At 39.9% G+C, this 18,791-nt stretch carries 16 protein-coding genes; 12 read left to right on the top strand and 4 right to left on the bottom strand.

All coding sequences use genetic code 11. The annotated features are described in order from the left end of the window. The 7 genes from CWB78_RS14070 to purF all read left to right on the top strand — a co-directional run. Nucleotides 1-1,400 (top strand): FimV/HubP family polar landmark protein (locus tag CWB78_RS14070; protein ID WP_283957128.1); only part of this gene is annotated, 1,400 nt, incomplete at its 5' end. Nucleotides 1,401-1,569: 169 nt separating this feature from the next. Continuing rightward, nucleotides 1,570-2,364 carry a tRNA pseudouridine(38-40) synthase TruA gene (gene truA / locus CWB78_RS14065; RefSeq protein ID WP_008111070.1) on the top strand — a complete coding sequence of 265 codons (795 nt, stop codon included), beginning with the start codon at nucleotides 1,570-1,572 and terminating at the stop codon, nucleotides 2,362-2,364. 163 nt (nucleotides 2,365-2,527) lie between these two features. Continuing rightward, the gene (accD, locus tag CWB78_RS14060; protein WP_138596123.1) at nucleotides 2,528-3,403 is read left to right on the top strand and encodes an acetyl-CoA carboxylase, carboxyltransferase subunit beta; all 876 of its coding nucleotides are present in this window, start codon (nucleotides 2,528-2,530) and stop codon (nucleotides 3,401-3,403) included. Between the two features lie 25 nt (nucleotides 3,404-3,428). Next, complete coding sequence (folC, locus tag CWB78_RS14055) at nucleotides 3,429-4,694, top strand: bifunctional tetrahydrofolate synthase/dihydrofolate synthase (protein ID WP_138596121.1); 1,266 nt, start codon at nucleotides 3,429-3,431, stop codon at nucleotides 4,692-4,694. Nucleotides 4,695-4,705: 11 nt separating this feature from the next. After that, entirely contained in the window at nucleotides 4,706-5,332 is a 627-nt protein-coding gene (locus CWB78_RS14050; RefSeq protein ID WP_138596119.1) for an SPOR domain-containing protein, read from the top strand. A 228-nt stretch (nucleotides 5,333-5,560) separates the two neighbouring features. After that, complete coding sequence (locus CWB78_RS14045; protein WP_008111063.1) at nucleotides 5,561-6,055, top strand: CvpA family protein; 495 nt, start codon at nucleotides 5,561-5,563, stop codon at nucleotides 6,053-6,055. 18 nt (nucleotides 6,056-6,073) lie between these two features. Next, on the top strand, nucleotides 6,074-7,600 hold the full coding sequence (gene purF, locus CWB78_RS14040; protein WP_008468349.1) for an amidophosphoribosyltransferase: 1,527 nt from the start codon (nucleotides 6,074-6,076) through the stop codon (nucleotides 7,598-7,600). A gap of 78 nt (nucleotides 7,601-7,678) precedes the next feature. Here purF and CWB78_RS14035 read toward each other — a convergent pair whose 3' ends face one another. Continuing rightward, nucleotides 7,679-8,278: a Yip1 family protein gene (locus CWB78_RS14035; protein ID WP_008111059.1), complete on the bottom strand. Its 600-nt coding sequence runs from the start codon at nucleotides 8,276-8,278 to the stop codon at nucleotides 7,679-7,681. A gap of 199 nt (nucleotides 8,279-8,477) precedes the next feature. Between CWB78_RS14035 and miaE the strand changes: the two genes are divergently transcribed. The 3 genes from miaE to CWB78_RS14020 all read left to right on the top strand — a co-directional run bounded on the left by miaE (nucleotide 8,478) and on the right by CWB78_RS14020 (nucleotide 13,614). After that, nucleotides 8,478-9,257, top strand: coding sequence for a tRNA isopentenyl-2-thiomethyl-A-37 hydroxylase MiaE (miaE, locus tag CWB78_RS14030; RefSeq protein WP_054202395.1), 780 nt, complete (start codon nucleotides 8,478-8,480; stop codon nucleotides 9,255-9,257). A 192-nt stretch (nucleotides 9,258-9,449) separates the two neighbouring features. After that, nucleotides 9,450-11,684: an EAL domain-containing response regulator gene (locus CWB78_RS14025; RefSeq protein ID WP_138596117.1), complete on the top strand. Its 2,235-nt coding sequence runs from the start codon at nucleotides 9,450-9,452 to the stop codon at nucleotides 11,682-11,684. Then, on the top strand, nucleotides 11,677-13,614 hold the full coding sequence (locus tag CWB78_RS14020; protein ID WP_138596115.1) for a sensor histidine kinase: 1,938 nt from the start codon (nucleotides 11,677-11,679) through the stop codon (nucleotides 13,612-13,614). Before CWB78_RS14025 ends, CWB78_RS14020 begins: the two co-directional genes overlap by 8 nt. Before the next feature lie 12 nt (nucleotides 13,615-13,626). On the opposite strand, the gene CWB78_RS14015 is transcribed toward CWB78_RS14020, so the two are convergent. Continuing rightward, complete coding sequence (locus tag CWB78_RS14015; protein ID WP_138596113.1) at nucleotides 13,627-14,361, bottom strand: UDP-2,3-diacylglucosamine diphosphatase; 735 nt, start codon at nucleotides 14,359-14,361, stop codon at nucleotides 13,627-13,629. 67 nt (nucleotides 14,362-14,428) lie between these two features. Continuing rightward, nucleotides 14,429-14,920 (bottom strand): peptidylprolyl isomerase, encoded by a 492-nt coding sequence (locus CWB78_RS14010; RefSeq protein ID WP_008111051.1) that lies wholly within the window; start codon nucleotides 14,918-14,920, stop codon nucleotides 14,429-14,431. Nucleotides 14,921-15,074: 154 nt separating this feature from the next. Between CWB78_RS14010 and cysS the strand changes: the two genes are divergently transcribed. Beyond that, nucleotides 15,075-16,454 carry a cysteine--tRNA ligase gene (gene cysS / locus CWB78_RS14005; protein WP_138596111.1) on the top strand — a complete coding sequence of 460 codons (1,380 nt, stop codon included), beginning with the start codon at nucleotides 15,075-15,077 and terminating at the stop codon, nucleotides 16,452-16,454. Between the two features lie 188 nt (nucleotides 16,455-16,642). After that, on the top strand, nucleotides 16,643-17,539 hold the full coding sequence (locus CWB78_RS14000; protein WP_055013264.1) for an EamA family transporter: 897 nt from the start codon (nucleotides 16,643-16,645) through the stop codon (nucleotides 17,537-17,539). A gap of 31 nt (nucleotides 17,540-17,570) precedes the next feature. Here CWB78_RS14000 and folD read toward each other — a convergent pair whose 3' ends face one another. Next, nucleotides 17,571-18,425, bottom strand: coding sequence for a bifunctional methylenetetrahydrofolate dehydrogenase/methenyltetrahydrofolate cyclohydrolase FolD (folD, locus tag CWB78_RS13995; RefSeq protein ID WP_008111045.1), 855 nt, complete (start codon nucleotides 18,423-18,425; stop codon nucleotides 17,571-17,573). Nucleotides 18,426-18,791: the final 366 nt, after the last annotated feature.

Raw genomic sequence — 18,791 nt, 5'->3', positions numbered from 1 at the left:
ATCGACACACCTACCCTCCAGCCGATCAGGACCTTGATGGAGAGCCTGAGCTTGAAGCAGAGCCTGAACTTGAAGTCGAGCCTGAGCTTGAAGTCGAGCCTGAGCTTGAAGCCGAGCCTGATGTTGGATCAGAAGATGATTTTACCGATACGTCTTCTACTTTACTCGACCCAGAAGATGCGCTTGACGAATACAACGATGAAAACTTCAAAAGTGTCGATGATCTTTTAAGTGAGCTTGAGCAAACAGGCGATGAGGATGAACAAGTACCTGATTGGTCAATGGATGACTTAGACGATGATCTTGATGAAGAGGAAATTGATTTAGGCGATGACCCGCTTGCTGGCGATATCCAAAGCAACGATTTATCGACAGAAGACGATGAGCTATATGAGCCTGAAATAATCACCCCAAGTGAAGAACTTGAGGAGTATCCTGAGTTAGAGCTGGATGATGAACTGCCTTTATCTGATGAGGAACAACAATCTTTAACACCACAAGAGCTACAAGGTGATAATTTAGATGGTGATGCCACAGGCATGTCACCCAGCCAAGCAGAGCAAGATCTCGCTAATGCTCTATCAGCAGGTAACGATCTCGATAGCCTAGAAGATGATTTTGATGATGAGCTGTTACTTAACAATGAGTTTTCAGAGTTAGATATAGAGCAAGCTTTAGATAATGATATTTCAGAGTCTGCAGATCTGACTGAACAAGCTGCAGATGAGCAAGCTGTTAGCTCTAATGATGATTTTGACGATGATCAACTTGATGCGTTAACAGAGTCAGCTGAATTTACCGATCAGCAAACAAATGCTGATCGTGAAGCTGATTTAACGCAAACGTCAGTACCATCAGAATCAGAAATGATTTCAGATGATGAACTAGATGATGAGTTCATGGCTGATTTAACACAAACAGATTTTGATTCATTACTGAATGAGTTGGCTGAACCTGATGATGTTGATTTAAGCGATAGCAGTGAATTCGATGTTGATTTTAATAGCTTACTTAACGAAGATTTAGCTGATGATAAAGCACCATCGTTGCAAGAGCCCATTGAGCAACCTGAGGTTACTGAGCCATTAGACCAAGATGACTTTGTTGATATTGATGCATTACTAGAGCAAAGTGATGATGCGGATATAGATCACGAACCTTACACCGACGTCGATATGGATGTTGGTTTGGGTGACTACGATTCATTACTTGCTGGTGATAACCCTATGGATGTTGATACTCAAAGTGGTGGTTACTTGGCAAAGCTTGATCTTGCTCACGCATATATAGAGATAGATGATGCTGACTCGGCAGTTAAAATTTTAGATGAGATTATTAATAATGGCCCAGACGATGTGCAAGAAGAAGCACAAAATCTAAAAGCTAAGCTGAAAAACTAACAATAGCTAATCCTGAAAAGGATATCTAAGCTGTAAAACCCGTTATTGGCTAACACTAATAACGGGTTTTTTGTATCGCATAGTTAGGAACCTTAGTTCGCTGCTTTTATTGGAACGCCATATAGCATAAAATGCAGCGTCGATTAGCACAGTAGGTAAAGCAGTAATTATGCGAGTAGCACTTGGAGTAGAATACAACGGCGCGCGTTACAGTGGTTGGCAGCGTCAATCTCATGTAAATAGCGTACAACAAGAAGTAGAAAAAGCGTTGTCGCGCATTTGTAATCATCCGGTTGAAATTGTATGTGCAGGGCGCACCGATGCCGGTGTTCATGGCACTGGTCAAGTTGTGCATTTTGATACCCATGCTGAGCGTGAAATGGTGGCCTTTACATTAGGCATGAATACCTTATTACCAAAAGACATTGCTATTCGTTTTGCCCAGCCTGTGGTTGAAGACTTTCATGCTCGCTTTAGTGCCACTGCTCGTCGTTATCGTTATGTGATTTATAATTATGCGTTTCGTGGTGCGGTATTAAATGAAGGTGTTACCCACTTTCATCATCCTTTAGATGAAGTGAAAATGCAGCAGGCTTGCCAATATTTATTAGGTGAGCACGATTTCACATCGTTTAGAGCGCTTCACTGCCAAGCTAATACGGCAACGCGAACGATTCATCATTTATCGGTACAGCGCCAAGGTGCTTATGTCATTATTGACATTAAAGCCAATGCGTTTTTACACCATATGGTACGTAATATTACCGGGTGTTTAATGGATATCGGTTTACATAAACATGAACCAATTTGGTTAAAAGAGCTGTTAGATGTTAAAGAGCGGGCCAAAGCGAGCGCCACAGCAAAAGCGGCGGGTTTATATTTAGTAGATGTTGATTACCCAGAACACTTTAATATTCCTAGAACGCCGTTGGGGCCTTTGTTTTTAGCCGATACCGATATTTAAAAGGTAATCAGGTGATGATTTTTATACGCTATTATTCGTAGGGCTAACTACTAAGACCAGTTTTTTATACCGTGATAGCGTAATTCATGTTTTAATTGGAAAAATTTGTTTGCATGGTTAACATGTAGACTCGCGACACAGAACAGCATTAAGAGAGTTGCAAATGAGTTGGCTAGAAAAAATCTTACCAAAAACGACTAAATCTTCAGGTCGTAAAGAAATTCCAGAAGGTGTATGGGCTAAATGTACGTCATGTGATTCAATTTTATATAAAGCAGAATTAGAAAAATCACTAAATGTATGCCCTAAGTGCGACCATCATATGCGTGTTAGTGGTCGTAAGCGTCTTGAACAATTTTTAGATGACGGTGACCGTCATGAATTAGGCGCTCAACACGAACCTAAAGATATGCTTAAATTTAGAGACTCTAAAAAATACTCAGATCGTATTAATGCAGCTCAAAAGTCAAGCGGTGAAAAAGACGCACTGGTTGCAATGAAAGGGAACTTAAAAGGTATTCCTGTTGCTGCAGTTGCATTTGAATTCTCATTTATGGGTGGCTCAATGGCATCGGTTGTAGGCGCTCGCTTTGTTGACGCGGTTGACCAATGTTTAGAGCATAATATGCCGCTGATTTGTTTTTCTGCATCGGGCGGTGCACGTATGCAAGAGGCGCTAATGTCACTTATGCAAATGGCTAAAACCAGTGCTGCACTTGCTAAAATGACCGAAAAAGGCCTACCGTTCATCTCGGTAATGACTGACCCAACAATGGGTGGTGTATCAGCATCATTGGCAATGCTTGGTGATATTAATGTTGCAGAGCCTAAAGCTTTGATTGGTTTTGCAGGTCCGCGTGTTATTGAACAAACCGTGCGTGAAACACTGCCTGAGGGTTTCCAACGCAGTGAGTTTTTATTAGAGCACGGCGCAATCGACATGATTATTGACCGTCGAGAAATGCGCGATACGCTAGCACGTATCTTAGCAAAGTTTATGAACTTGCCTTCTACGGAACAAGAGCATAGAGTAGCGTAAATTTCAGCTTTACTGATTACATGCTATGACAAAAACAATTCCTAGCCAATCATCAAGCCTTGATGATTGGCTTTGTTATTTAGAGAGTGTTCACCCTGCTAATATAGAAATGGGCTTAGAGCGCGTTGCTCGTGTTGCTAACAACATAGAGCTTTTAACTTCCTCAAGTAAAATCATTCTTATTGCAGGCACCAATGGCAAAGGAACAACAGCACGTTGTTTAGAGTCATTATTATTAGCCCAGGGTTATTGTGTTGGCACCTATGCTTCACCTCATTTAGTTCGCTATAACGAACGTGTACGCGTTAATGGGGCTGAGCTTGACGATCAATACCATGTCGATGCGTTTAATTTACTAGAGCAAGGGCGTGGTGACACACCATTAACCTATTTTGAATATGGTACCTTAGGCGCGTTGGCTATATTTAAACGCTTAGAAGTTGACTACGTGTTGTTAGAGGTCGGTTTGGGCGGGCGTTTTGACGCGACCAATATTGTTACCCCATTTGCTAGTGTGATCACCACCATCGATTTAGATCATAAAGAATATTTAGGTGATACCCGTGAGCTGGTGGCTTATGACAAGGCGGGAATTTTTAGAGAGAGTACCCCGGCAATTATTGGGGATTTAAATATCCCGCATACAATGACCGATTATGGCAAAGAAATTAACGCTAATATGGTGCTATCGGGCAGCGACTTTATTTTTAAAGAGCATGAGCAAAGTTTTAGTTGGCAATTTAAAGCACATAATCTCGAGTTACCTAAACCGGCCATCCCGTGTCAAAATGTGGCCACTGCGTTAACGACATTGTCGGTGCTAGATTTATTACCAAGTGATGAAGTGATAACTCAGTGCATAGCCAACTTAGTGGTAGAAGGGCGCTTTCAACAATTAAGTGAGTCGCCATTAGTGTACACCGATGTGGCACATAACCCTGAATCGGCACGTTATTTAGCAACTAAGTTAGCAAGCTATAAAGATAAAGGCTTTAAAATTCATGCATTAGCCGCTATGCTTGCTGATAAAGATAAAGTCGGTGTGCTTAAAGAAGTGGCTGATGTAGTCGATGAATGGTCGTTGGCTAGCTTAGGTGGCCCGCGAGGGGATAGTGCAGCTCATCTTCAACAGGCGCTTTCAAGTATACCCAATAGTCATTTTAAACAGGGTTATAGCAACGTAGAGGTAGCATTGGATGCTATTTTGCCAAGCCAGCCAAGTAATACACTATTGATTGTATTTGGCTCATTTTTTACCGTGGCTGGCGCTATTCATTACTTTAAAAAATAGAGAGGATGTCGGTGAACTCAGGTTTTATTAATCGCTTAGTCGGAACAAGTATTGTGGTGATCGCAGCAATTGTGTTTATTCCCAATATACTCGATGGTGAAAAAGTGCACTATAAAGAAGGCTTTAAAGCGATTCCAGAACGCTCTGAGTTCAAGACCATTGATTTACAAGAATCAATTGATCAGCAAGTGGCAAATGCAGAACCATTAAAAGAGGATGAAATTGAAAATATTCAGCCTGATGATGCTGCATTTGAGCAACAAAACAGCTCAGCTGAAACTGACGTTACTGCACAGCCAGCAATGGTTGAAGCGGTCATAGCCGATACAAAGCAAGGCACAGTCACTACCGAGCAAAATAACGCTACGCGTAATACCAATGAAAACTTAACAAGTATGGCGTATGTCATTCAGCTTGGTAGTTTTTCTCATGCGGCAAATGTAAAAGCGTTGCAAGCAAAGCTAAAAACGAAAGGTTTTAAAAGCTTTACTAGGCCAATTAAAACGCCAAATGGTACGTTAACTAAAGTATTTGTAGGGCCGTCATTAAGTAAACAAGAGCTGCAGTCTCAGCTTCCCGCGCTGAAAGAACTAACTAAACTAAACGGTAAAGTTACTCAATTTGAAGTGGCAAAATAACTTAGTCGCTAATAGGTGAGTGTGCTTATAACTTAATATTGCACATTTACCTAACTTATACTCCATAAGTTAAGGCTAGATCTCCACCTACTTTTAGCCTGTATATTTCACACTATTTTTTATCTAAAAACTGCATGTTTTTACTCACCTGCAATCTCACGCTTAAACTTGCATCACTGGGAGGTTTAGGTATAGAATGCGCCCAAAATTAGCGACTAATTGGTTCTTATGATCTGGGTTGATTACGCCATTATTGGCATTATTGCACTCTCTACCATCATCGGTTTAATACGCGGCTTTGTTAAAGAAGCTATGTCATTAGCGGTATGGGCAGGGGCTTTCATCATCTCCAGCTTATTTTATCAATATTTAGCTTCCTTCCTAACATCCATTTCTGAACCCCTTTTAAGAAATGCAGCGGCCATTGCCATATTATTCTTTGCGACGCTATTGTTAGGCGGTTTACTAAACTATATTTTAGGTGAGCTTGTACAGCGAACCGGATTATCCGGCACAGACCGTGTTTTTGGTGTGGTGTTTGGTGCTCTTCGAGGCGTGTTGGTCGTGAGCGCGTTACTCTTCTTTCTTGATGCTTTTACTGGTGCGCCAAATACGCATTGGTGGGGCAACTCTATTTTGATTCCAGAATTTGGCTTTGTAGTTGAATGGTTCTTTTCGTACCTAGAAAACAACTCGAGCTTTTTAAATTCAGTAAACCGTTAATCGGCGAGGATAAATTACATGTGTGGTATCGTTGGAATAGTCGGAACATCGCCAGTTAATCAGGCGATTTATGATGGCTTAACCGTTTTGCAACACCGTGGCCAAGATGCTGCGGGTATCATAACTATTGAGAACAATACATTTAGCTTGCGCAAAGCAAATGGCCTAGTGAAAGATGTATTTCACACTCGTCATATGAAACGTTTGCAAGGCAACATTGGCATTGGCCATGTGCGCTACCCAACAGCGGGTTCTTCAAGCTCGTCAGAGGCTCAGCCGTTTTACGTGAACTCTCCTTTTGGTATAGCACTTGCCCATAATGGTAACTTAACCAATGCAGAGTCGTTAAAAGAGCAGTTATTTTCAGAGGCTCGTCGCCATGTTAATACTACCTCTGATTCTGAGATTTTGCTTAACATCATGGCACATGAGCTAAGTAAGCCAGACAAACTAAAATTAGACCCTGAAGATATTTTTACAGCGGTTACTGAAGTTAACAATAAAGTGACGGGTGGTTATGCAACTATAGCCATGATTATCGGTCATGGTATTGTGGCGTTTCGCGATCCAAATGGTATCCGTCCTTTAGTATTTGGTAAACGTGAATCTGCTGCCGGTACTGAATATATGTTTGCATCAGAAAGTGTGGCGTTAAAGCCAGATGGCTTTGAGTTTATTCGTGACGTTGCCCCAGGCGAAGCTATTTACGTGACTGAAAAAGGCGAGTTTCATTCTTTTACCTGTGCAGATAAAGTGTCTTACTCACCATGCATTTTTGAATTTGTTTATTTTGCGCGCCCGGATTCAACCATTGATCGTATGTCGGTTTATGCTGCACGTGTAAATATGGGAACAAAACTAGGCGAGAAAGTAGCACGTGAGTGGGCAGATAAAGACATTGATGTCGTTATTCCTATCCCAGAAACTTCATGTGATATCGCTTTAGAAATGGCACGGGTACTTGATTTACCTTACCGCCAAGGCTTTGTTAAAAACCGCTATATTGGCCGTACGTTTATTATGCCAGGCCAAGAGCTACGTAAAAAATCGGTACGTCAAAAACTCAATGCAATTGACCGTGAGTTTAAAGGTAAAAATGTCCTACTTGTTGATGATTCAATTGTACGTGGTACTACTTCAGCACAAATTGTTGAAATGGCACGCGAGTCTGGAGCTAAAAATGTTTACTTTGCGTCAGCTGCACCGGAAATACGCTTTCCAAATGTATACGGTATAGATATGCCATCGGCGGCTGAACTAATTGCACATGGCCGTGAAGTAGAAGATATTAACCAAAGCATTAGCTCTGATGGTTTAATCTTTCAATCATTAAGTGATTTGATTGCCGCAGTTAGCCAAGAAAACCCTGAAATCACTAAGTTTGAAACGTCAGTGTTTGATGGACAATACATTACTGGCGACGTTGATCAAGACTACCTAAATCGTATTGATAAGCTACGTAACGATTCTGCTAAAAGCACCCGCGAAAACGCGATGTCGTCTGGTTTAGAGATACATAACCAAGATGAAAACGAATCTGATTAACCGTGATAATACTGCCTGATAGCATTATCGGCGTTACAAAAAAAGGAGCTTAATCGCTCCTTTTTTGTTTTTCAATTTTTAGGTAAACATAGGGCTGATTATACCGTTGGTCCATAGCATGGCGGTAAGCGCTAAAATAATAACAAGTAGAATTAATCCACAGGTTACAACAGAGCTTGCATAAATAAAGCCGCGCTCCTGCGGAATGTGCATCAAAATAGGGACGCCGGTATACAGTAAATAAACTGAGTAAGCGAGTGCGACTAACCCAACGCACACCACAAACCACAACTCAGGCCAAAAGGCAGCCAATGCCGACATAAACACCGGTGTTGCGGTATACGCTGCCAGCTCAATTGTTTGGGTAAAGGTCGGTTTAGCACCAAAAGTAACCGCCATCCAATGCGCTAAGTAGGCCAGTGCAAATACACCGCCAATTAAAGCAACATACATAGCCGCGCCAATCATTAGTGCGCTTTCATGGGTTAAAAATACTGGGTTACCTGTGCCTATACTCCAGCCTAAGTAAACCGATGAGTAATATCCCATTGCTGAGGGGAATAAAGCGATAAGCAAAATGTGCGATAAGCTGTAGGTTAAGCTTTCGTGACGGTTATCAATTGTTTGCCACTCTTCGAGTGGGTGGGCGTATAAGCCCCATAGGTGATTTAGTATCATTGCGTGCTCTCCATAAAAGGATATATTACTGTTTGGTTATAGTTGGTTTGTTTTTTATACAGTCCATTTAGTTATGGTTCAGTAACTAAGCAAAGTCAAGTTATCCACATGCTTGTAATAAGGGCGTGTGTTTATTTTATTCAGGGCATTATTTCGTGTTAAAATACATAATCGCAATTTATAGCAATGAGTAGTCAGCGTGCCACATAGCCAGCTTTTAGAGCCAATTAACAACTTTTTATTATGCAGTACCCCCGATGAGTGGGTTGAACAGGCGACCAAAAAAGAAAATTTACCCATCATATTAATTGATCATTTAATTTGTGAGCTAAAAGCGGCACAAAGTGCGATGTTTTTAATCCGTAAGTATGCGGTAGATAAAGACAGCAGTGATGCACTGCTTGAGTGGCTAAAACCGTTTGAAACGCTTATTTATAAACGTGAGGGGAACTGGCGTGATTTAGCGGCTAAAAATAAACTGACAAAGTCTATTATTCCTAAATCTAACTCACCTTATGGACAAGACTTAATTGATAAAATGGTCATGCTAATAAAAGAAGAGTTGCATCACTTTTATCAGGTGCTAGAAATTATGGATGAATACGGTGTTGAATATAAAAGTATAACCCCATGTCGTTACGCTAAGGGTATGCTGCGTAATGTTAAAACGTTTGAACCCAACGCCTTAGTTGATAAACTTATAGTAGGTGCGTACATAGAAGCGCGCTCATGTGAACGTTTTGCTGCGCTTGCCCCGCATGTAGATAAACGCTTAGGGGACTTTTATATTTCACTGCTTCGCTCAGAGGCTCGCCATTATCAAGATTACTTAACCCTTGCTCAAGAAATTGCTGATTTTGATATTACCGAGCGGGTAAAAGAATTTGCTGAAATAGAAGCGCATCTAATTACATCAGACGATGAAGACTTCAAATTTCATAGCGGCGTACCTATTACTGCTTGCCAACAACCCGCATAATTTACACATGAAGCTGCTACCAGTTAAACAGCAAACTGTTGTAGCAGCTACTTTTAATTAAATTCTTTTTAAATTAGACACATCCAATACCCTCACCTAATATTAGAATAACTATTTAAATTATTTAACTTATTGCTTTGTAATTCATTTTAATAACAAGGTCATACCTTATTTATTATTGGGTGAGAAGATATGCAAGATAAAGAGGGATTATTTGTATTTGCAGCTGAAGAAGAACAAGCAGATACAGAGCTGAAAGCATGGAAAATATTAACCGTTGAGGATGACCTTGATTATCAGAACGCGTTAGTTAATAGCTTAAAAGAATTAAAAGCCAAGGATGGTTATAAATACGAGCTTTTAACAGCAAATTCTGTGCCTGAGGCTGCTCTTGCGCTGAGTATGCATCCAGACATCGCACTCATATTTATAGATGTAGTAATGGAGGAGGATGACTCAGGTCTGCGTTTAGTAAATACTATTCGAGAGGTTATTGGTAACGCAGAAATGCGTATTGTGCTGTTAACAGGCCAACCTGGTTTTGCGCCAGAGAGCGATATCATGAAAGTACTTGATATCGATGAATACTGGAATAAATCAGATATTTCTGCCGAGAAGCTGCAATCAATTGTTAATAGTAACATGCGCACTTGGGAATATATTTCACAAATCAAGTCAGCCAAACAAGGTTTACAGTTGGTACTAGACGCGTCTAGAAGTATTAACGGTAAGCATGACATGGCCTCTTTTTCTTATGCTGTGCTTAAAGAAATTAGTAATATTTTAAAAATAACCGAAGGCGGCGGTATTTTCTGCTCGAGTAATACAAACCCTGGCTCTGAAAGTTTAATACTTTCTACACATGGTTGCTTTAGTGGCACTAAAGGGCAACCTGTGGAACCTAACCTGCCTGCAGAAATGCTGCAAGATTTTAAACAAGCAACCAAAGAGCGTCGTCATATATTCTCAAAAAATCACAGTGTGTTTTTTTTCGAAACGCATACTTTGCAAGGTCAGGATACTGACTACATAACGATTGTAAAATCTGATAACCCAATCAATGAGCAAAATGAATATTTACTTAAAGTATTTAGTGAAAATGTTAGCACGGGATTTGCTAATATTTCGTTGTTGAATCGCTTAACTGAACTTGCTTATACCGACGTATCACTTAATTTGCAAAACCGTAACTGGCTAACCCGTGAAATAAAGAATATGAATGCCCATGAGCGGCTAAAAACGCGATTAGTCATTTTTGATATTTATCAGTTTGATGAAAAAGCGTTTACTTTCGGGAATGACTTTTGTAATAAATTAATGAAGCTAGTTCATCAAAGTATAGTTGATTCTTTTGCTAAGTATGAACCACGCATAGCATTAATTAGTAATAAAACATTTGGCATGCTAGTCAGCGTTGACTTTGATATCTCAGATGCAATTAGTTACTTTCAAAATAAGCAAAAGTTCGAAATTGAACAGGTGAAGCAATATATTGATGTGCGTATATTAGAGTTGAAGTTAAGCGCTGCTTTAAACTTAACACCTGAAAAAGTGATTAGCTTAGCAGAGTCTAGTCTTAACTATACGGTGGCAAACCAAGCAAAGTATATTCAGCATACTGAGGAAAAAACAGATCAGATTACTCGTCGCTATGAGTTGATGGCTGAGCTTAGAACGGCTATAGGTAATAAAAGTTTAGAGGTGGCATTACAACCCAAAATCAGCTTATCAACCTTGAAACCAGCTGGTTTCGAAGCGCTCGCTAGGTGGCAAAGAGCCGATGGTAGTTTTGTTCCCCCCGACGAATTTATAGAATTAGCTGAAACAGCCGGATTAATTAATGAACTAGACCATGTAATTTTTGAGAAAATACTAGAGACTATTAATCAACTTAAAGAGCAAGGCTGCAACTTACCCGTTGCATTTAATGCATCCTCTTATGATTTAGTTGAACCAAGCTACTTTGAACAAATAAAAACTAAAATTGAAGAATACAGTATTTTGCCTTCTATGCTTGAGCTAGAGGTGACAGAGACACAAGCTATAAGCAACTATAGTTTAATTAAAGAAGCGCTTGAGCGGTTCATTGCTTTGGGTATGAAAGTCAGCATTGATGACTTTGGTACAGGGTATTCGTCTTTGGCTCACATTAATGAAATACCGTCTACGTCGATAAAAATAGATCGCTACTTTGTTAGTGACCTTGAGTTTAATGACAATAATCAATACATGATTAAGATGATATTGTCTTTGGCAAAGCAATTTGACTTTTCGGTGATTGCTGAAGGCGTTGAGAATGAATTTGAGGCCCAGTGGTTACAACAGCAGGGGTGTGAAACGGCTCAAGGTTACTACTTTGCTAAGCCATTATTTTTTAAAGATTTAATAGTGTGGCTAAAACAGTTTGAAGTGAGTGCGAATGAATAGCCTTAACAGCTTGCCGGTCGGCTCAAAAAAAAGTGTGCTGATAAAGTCTTTGTTTAGTTTATTTATTACTTTATTTGTTGGCTGGCTTATTTATGAACAAGTATATCAAGAAAAAATAAACACCATAAAAACCAAACAAGATGAAAAGTTAGTACTTATAAGTAGTGATTTTTCCAGAGAGCTCAGCAGTATCAAAAAGCTCACGCTTATACTGGCACAGGGACCCGCATTAAAAAGTGATAAACAAGGCAAACCCCTTCAACAAGAACAAATCAGAGATGAGGTAAATAACTATTTTTTAAATTTCGCCGCTATCTCTAATAATATCTCGCAAATCCGCTGGCTTGATACACAAGGTCAGGAGCAATACCGTATTAATGTAGTGAATGGGGCAGGCAAAATTGTAGCGCCCGATGGGTTGCAAAATAAGCAAAACCGTTACTACTTTCAAAAAGGGATGCAAATTAGTGCGCCTGATATTTTTGCTACAGAAATAGATTTAAACATAGAACGCAACAAAATTATAAAACCACACCAACCAACAATTCGTGTAACCTACCGTACTAGCGAAGAAAATTACTTTTTAGATGGCCTATTGGTGGTCAATTTTAACTTAGATTATCTATTTAATCAGATCAAAAGCTATAGCCAAGAAAGTACTCATATCAGCATTTTGAATCATGATGGTTTTTGGTTGTTAAATAAAGATTCTGGCTTAGAGTGGGGGTTTATGTATGGTAAGAATGAGCAAACGCTTGCCATTCAAGAGCCACGGCTTTGGCAGCAAATTATTGATGGCAAAGTCGAGTATGGTTCGCATTTTTTTAATAATAGCCTTTATACATATCGACGTTTTTCTATTTTTTCGCTACGTGAAAACACAGAAAAGATCAGTAACACCGATAAAGAGTTAATTATTCTTATCAGTAGCCCCGATGAACTTCTATTAAGCGCGCAAAAAGTCGCATTAAAGCTAGCTCTTTTATGCAGCAGCGTACTCTGCTTAGTAAGTTTTGGCTTTATTTATCGTGAGTATAGGTTTCAAAACCAGTTATTAACTCTGTCGCATAAGTTGCATATAGAAAAAGTAGAGCTGGGCATTGTCAATCGAGAGCTTGACGAGACGATTAAACAACAACAAAAATTACAAGAGGGGTTAATTGAAGCGCAAAAATTATCTTCACTCGGGTTGTTAGTTGCTGGTGTTGCTCATGAGATGAATACCCCGATTGGAGGAGCCGTTATTTCGGTTTCTAATGCCGATATGGCATTGAATAAATTAAATGAAGCCATGAAGCAAGGGCTAACTAAATCAACCTTAGAAGACACAACTACACGCATTGGAGAGAACTTAGCACTGGCAAAAGTTAACTTAAATAAAACAGCGCTGTTGGTGAAAAGCTTTAAAAAAATGGCGATTGACCGCCATAATGATGAGTTTATTGCATGTGATATTGAAAAAATCATTCAAGAGTTATTATTGACATTAAACTCTAGGTTAAAAAGCTCGCCGATAAAAGTGAAAACTATTTTTTCACTTAATAAACAAGTGGTTAGTTTGCCGGGTATCATTTCTCAGGTTGTTGAAAACTTAGTGATCAATGCGCTAAATCACGCTTTTGATGAAAAGCAGGAGGGCGTAATTGAAATAAAAGTTGAACAAGCGACTAACAATAGGGTGAGGCTGAGCGTGTCAGATAATGGTAAAGGTATTAACGCTGAGATAAAGGCAGATATATTTGAACCCTTTTATACTACAGCTAGAGGTAAAGGTAACACGGGTTTAGGTTTATATATGGTTTATCAATGGGTAACTCAAGTTTTAAAAGGGGAGATTTCGTTGCAATCTGATCTAGGCGGTAATGAAGACTACAAAACACAATTTGTTATTTTACTGCCAGAGCTTGCCACAAAAACTCATTACAATTAATTGTTAGGAGCGTTATAAAGGCGTTGAAATTAATTGTTGTAACTCGGGGGTAACCACTAAATATGAACCTTGAGTATACCAATCGCCTAACACAGTGCGAGTTAGGGTTTGGTTATTAACTTCATAGGTATGTACATTAGGGCGGTGAGTATGGCCGTGGATCATATTAGCCACGTTATGCTTAGCAAAGGTCTCTAATACAGCGCTTTGCACTACATCAAGTATTTCTATAGATTTGTCTGCTTGACTAAGTTTGCTTTTTTCACGTGCATCACGGGCTATTTTCTTTCGATACCATAATGGCATAGCAAGCATTAATTTGGGCCACCACCAACCACGACTTTTTTGACGAAACTTTTGATACTCAATATCCTGAGTACACATTTCATCACCATGTAAAATTACAGTGGGAGTGCCGTAAAGGTCGATCACTGTTTGCTCATCGAGTAGAGTCATTCCTGCCATATTGGCGTATTTTTCACGCATGATAAAATCGCGATTACCGTGTACAAAATAAATGGGGATACCCGAGTTACTAACTGCTTTTAATTGTTTGGCAACTGCTGCTGATAGTTCGCTAACATAATCGTCACCAACCCACACTTCAAAAAAATCACCTAAAATATACAGCGCATCTACTTTTTGAGGAGCAATATGGGAGTGTAAAAACTTAAAAAATGCCGCTGTAATATCAGGGCGATTTTCACTCAAATGTAAATCGGCAATAAAGTAGGTTTGGCGAGTCATGGTAGTTCCAGTTAAATAAAAGCGGGTGAATACCCGCTTTATGTATTCTGTGAAGAATAAGGGGGTTTTAGCTTACAGTTACACTTTCAATTACCACATCTTCAAGTGGTACATCTTGGTGGAAACCATTGCTACCTGTAGCAACACCTTTGATTTTATTTACTACGTCCATGCCTTCTACTACTTCAGCAAACACACAGTAACCCCAACCTTGCGACGTTTCGCTGCTGTGGTTTAAAAAGTCGTTGTTATTCACGTTAATGAAAAATTGCGCTGTAGCTGAGTGTGGATCAGGCGTACGCGCCATTGCTAAAGTACCTACTTTGTTAGATAGGCCGTTGTTAGCTTCATTTTCAATTGGGTCGTTTACTTCTTTTTGTTCCATGCCCGATGCAAAACCACCGCCTTGAACCATAAAACCATCAATTACACGGTGAAAAATAGTGCCGTTATAAAAACCTGAGTTTGCATACTCTAAAAAGTTTTTTACTGTATTTGGAGCTTCGCTTTCGTGCATTTTAATGGTGATATCACCAAAGTTTGTGTGTAGAACAACCATGAGGTTTCCTATAGCTGGTTTAAATATTGGTGCTATTTTATCGTAGTTGACTCAGATTAACAAAGTAGATGTTATGTTTGTTATAAACCGCTAGAGCCCATGCTTAGCAAGTGGTAACATAGCTTTTCTGTTAATCGTGAAGGAAAGCAACTAAATGGTACAAATATACAACACACTGACACGCCAAAAAGAACAATTTAAACCTATGGTCGATGGAAAAATCGACATGTATGTGTGTGGTATCACCATTTATGATTACTGTCACATTGGCCATGCACGCACATTTGTGGGTTTTGATGTGATTGTTCGCTATCTTCGTCATTTAGGTTACGATTTAAAGTACGTACGTAATATTACCGATGTTGATGATAAAATTATCAAGCGCGCAAATGAAAACGGTGAAGCGATTAACGACTTAACCGTGCGTATGACTAAAGCGATGCATGAAGACTTTGACAGCTTAAACATGCTGCGTCCTGATGTAGAGCCAACGGTTACAGGTCACATGGATGAAATTATTGCTATGGTTGAACGGTTGATTGCCAAAGGCCATGCTTATGTTGCAGCCGATGGCGACGTTTTATTTGATGTATCAACCTTTGAGCAATACGGAGCACTTTCGCAGCAAGATTTAACTATGCTGCAATCGGGCTCACGTGTGGAAGTAGCACAAGATAAAGACGATCCTCTTGATTTTGTTTTATGGAAAAAAGCTAAAGCAGGGGAGCCATCGTGGTCATCACCTTGGGGAGAGGGTCGCCCTGGTTGGCACATAGAATGTTCAGCAATGAGTTCAAAGCACCTAGGTGAGCACTTTGATATTCATGGTGGTGGTTCAGACCTACAGTTTCCGCACCACGAAAACGAAATTGCGCAATCATGCTGTGCTAATAACGGTCAATACGTCAATACTTGGATCCACACCGGTATGGTTCAAGTGAACAAAGAAAAGATGTCTAAATCGTTAGATAACTTTTTTACCGTTCGTGAAGTATTAAAGCAATACGATGCTGAGTCGGTTCGCTACTTTTTAATTTCTGGCCATTACCGCAGTCAACTTAATTACTCGCAAGAAAACTTAGACCAAGCACGTTCATCACTTGAGCGTATTTACACGGCATTACGTGGTGTTGAGCCAGTTGAATGTGAGCTTGAGGGTAATGAGTATGTAGCTAAGTTTAGAAAAGCTATGAATGATGACTTTAATTCGCCAGAAGCATTACCGGTTGTATTTGAAGTTGCTAAAGAGCTAAACCGAGTAAAAGAAAGTAATAGCGAAAAAGCAGGACATTTAGCCTTTGTTCTACGCAGCTTAGGTGAAATACTTGGTATTGCTCAGCAAGCACCAGAGGCATTTTTACAAGGCGGTCAAAACGACGATGAAGTGGCTGAAATTGAGGCACTGATAGTCAAACGTAATGACGCACGTGCCAGTAAAAATTGGGCTGCAGCAGATGAAGCTCGCGATGCTTTAAATGCGCTGGGTGTAATACTTGAAGATTCAGCGGGAAAAACAACGTGGCGTAAAGCATAGGGTTTGTCGACCTTGGCAGATTTAGCCATAACGCGCTGATCACAAAAAAAGGGTTACCATAGGGTAACCCTTTTTTGGTTATATCAATTGCATTAAATTGATTATGTTTTTAATAAAATTGATACTGTTGACCTCAATCATAGTTGAGGTTTTAAACTCGCATCCATCAATTTAAAAATGGAAAATTAATGAATATTTTACTTGCCATGATCCCTGCTTTTTTATGGGGAACGACTTATGCAGTGACTAAGTACGCAACCCCAGAGTGGCCACCAATCTTATTAGGTGCCATACGCGCACTTCCTGCCGGTTTATTGTTGTTGCTGTTTAAACCTTCTTGGCCAACGGCTAAACAATGGCCAGGCATTTTTCTGATCGGCGCAATTAATATTGCGTTATTTTTTAGCTTTATTTTTGTAATGGCAATTAACCTACCAGCAGCTATCGCAGGCGTGGGAATGGTATCTGTCCCTGTGGTTGCATTATTATATGCATGGCTTGTAAAGCGACAACAGCCAGCGCTGGTGCAAGGTTTTTGTGCGCTTGCTTTAGTGGTTTTAGCATGGCGCTTATTTGATCCACAACATGTAGCACTTAATGTTTTGGGGGTTTTAGCGCTGATAGGGGCGTTATTAACTATTGTGATAGGCAGTACGCTGGTAAAAAAAGTAACGGCTAAAGTACACTGGTGGACGGTACTCACGTGGCAGCTAATCATTGGTGGTAGTTTGCTAGCAATTGCGGCTATGGTTCAAGCTTTTTATTTTGCCCCTCAGCAGTATCAATTTTTAACTGCAACAATAAATACCACGCAATGGCTGGCGTTATTTTGGCTAGTGGTCCCTAATACTGCTCTGGCTTACATCCTATATGTTTGGTTATTAGGGCGAATGTCAGTAGTTGAGTTTACTTTTGGCACTATAGCCAACCCAATTGCCGGTATTTTATGTGCCGGAATATTAATTAACGAGCAGTATGCAAGTTGGCAATATGCAATTATGTTATTGATGATCGTGTTTTCGGTTTTGCCACAAGGCTTGGACTTAATAAAACGAAGAATGATGATACAAAAAGCCCGCAATTAAGCGGGCTTTTCATTACTATATTTTTTATTTATTAGCTGTGATATTTCTCACACGCTTCTAACGTATTTTCAATTAGACTGGCAACAGTCATTGGGCCTACGCCACCAGGTACAGGGGTAATAAAGTCAGCTTTTTGTTCTGCAACAGCGTATTCAACATCACCCACTAACTTACCGTTGTCTAAACGGTTAATACCCACATCAATAACAATTGCGCCTTCTTTTATCCAATCACCCGGAATAAACTCTGGTTTGCCTACAGCAACAACCAGTAAGTCAGCACGGCGAACATGGGTTTCTAAATCTTGCGTGAACTTATGGCAAACAGTAGTCGTACAGCCAGCTAACAATAATTCAAGTGACATAGGGCGGCCCACAATATTAGAGGCGCCCACAACCACTGCGTGCATACCTTTGTAACGCACGCCAGTTGAATCTAATAAGGTGATAATACCCTTTGGCGTACATGGGCGAAGGGCAGGCATTCGCTGCGCCAAACGACCAATATTATAAGGATGAAAGCCATCAACATCTTTATGCGGGGTAATACGCTCAAGAATTTTTTCTGCATCTAGGCCTGCAGGTAAAGGAAGTTGTACTAAAATACCGTCAACTTCGCCATCAACATTCAATTCATCAATTAATGCTAATAGCGCTTGCTCTGTTGTGTCTGCGGGTAAATCAAATGATTTAGAAATAAAACCAACTTCTTCACAGGCTTTACGCTTTGAACCAACGTAAACTTGGCTTGCTGGGTCTTGTCCAACAAGCACCACAGCTAATCCTGGGGCTCTAAGGTTTTGTGCAACACGTTCTGAAACTCGTTCAGCCACTGCGCTACGTACTTGTTTTGCTACTGCTTTACCATCAATGATGTTTGCCGTCATGGGTGACCTTTAATTAGGTTAATTAACTTGATACCGATACATTTAAAAAACGAATGCATATATAGGGGTTAAAATGCCGATAAAGAAAAAGACCTTCACCTTACTCATTTTTTAATATGGCGACTATTTTCGCAGAAAAGCGGTTGAGCGCCAAGTTGCTTTTAAATTATAAGCCCCCGAATTATAAAAAAGAGTTTAAATTTTATCCCTGTATCGTAATATTTGACCATTATGAACTAAAAATGAGCAATTGATTTGTTTTCTTAAAAAAACGTTTGACCTAACCCGGTCAAATCACTATTATGCACCCCGTTGTCAACGAGGTCACTCGCAGGCAATAGTAAGTATCGGCGATTAGCGCAGTTT

Source organism: Pseudoalteromonas sp. S1612 (assembly GCF_005887175.1).
In the GTDB taxonomy this organism is placed as follows: Bacteria; Pseudomonadota; Gammaproteobacteria; order Enterobacterales; family Alteromonadaceae; genus Pseudoalteromonas; species Pseudoalteromonas undina.
Note: the sequence above shows the minus strand (reverse complement) of the source record. Positions and strands in the feature narration are given on the sequence as shown.

Excerpts from the sequence above, each read along its gene's own strand:
- CWB78_RS14020 (WP_138596115.1), top strand. The coding sequence starts at position 11,677 with ATGAATAGCCTTAACAGCTTGCCGGTCGGCTCAAAAAAAAGTGTGCTG.
- CWB78_RS14000 (WP_055013264.1), top strand. The coding sequence starts at position 16,643 with ATGAATATTTTACTTGCCATGATCCCTGCTTTTTTATGGGGAACGACT.
- truA (WP_008111070.1), top strand. The coding sequence starts at position 1,570 with ATGCGAGTAGCACTTGGAGTAGAATACAACGGCGCGCGTTACAGTGGT.
- accD (WP_138596123.1), top strand. The coding sequence starts at position 2,528 with ATGAGTTGGCTAGAAAAAATCTTACCAAAAACGACTAAATCTTCAGGT.
- cysS (WP_138596111.1), top strand. The coding sequence starts at position 15,075 with ATGGTACAAATATACAACACACTGACACGCCAAAAAGAACAATTTAAA.
- CWB78_RS14010 (WP_008111051.1), bottom strand. The coding sequence starts at position 14,920 with ATGGTTGTTCTACACACAAACTTTGGTGATATCACCATTAAAATGCAC.
- CWB78_RS14025 (WP_138596117.1), top strand. The coding sequence starts at position 9,450 with ATGCAAGATAAAGAGGGATTATTTGTATTTGCAGCTGAAGAAGAACAA.
- CWB78_RS14015 (WP_138596113.1), bottom strand. The coding sequence starts at position 14,361 with ATGACTCGCCAAACCTACTTTATTGCCGATTTACATTTGAGTGAAAAT.
- purF (WP_008468349.1), top strand. The coding sequence starts at position 6,074 with ATGTGTGGTATCGTTGGAATAGTCGGAACATCGCCAGTTAATCAGGCG.
- CWB78_RS14035 (WP_008111059.1), bottom strand. The coding sequence starts at position 8,278 with ATGATACTAAATCACCTATGGGGCTTATACGCCCACCCACTCGAAGAG.
- folD (WP_008111045.1), bottom strand. The coding sequence starts at position 18,425 with ATGACGGCAAACATCATTGATGGTAAAGCAGTAGCAAAACAAGTACGT.
- folC (WP_138596121.1), top strand. The coding sequence starts at position 3,429 with ATGACAAAAACAATTCCTAGCCAATCATCAAGCCTTGATGATTGGCTT.
- CWB78_RS14045 (WP_008111063.1), top strand. The coding sequence starts at position 5,561 with ATGATCTGGGTTGATTACGCCATTATTGGCATTATTGCACTCTCTACC.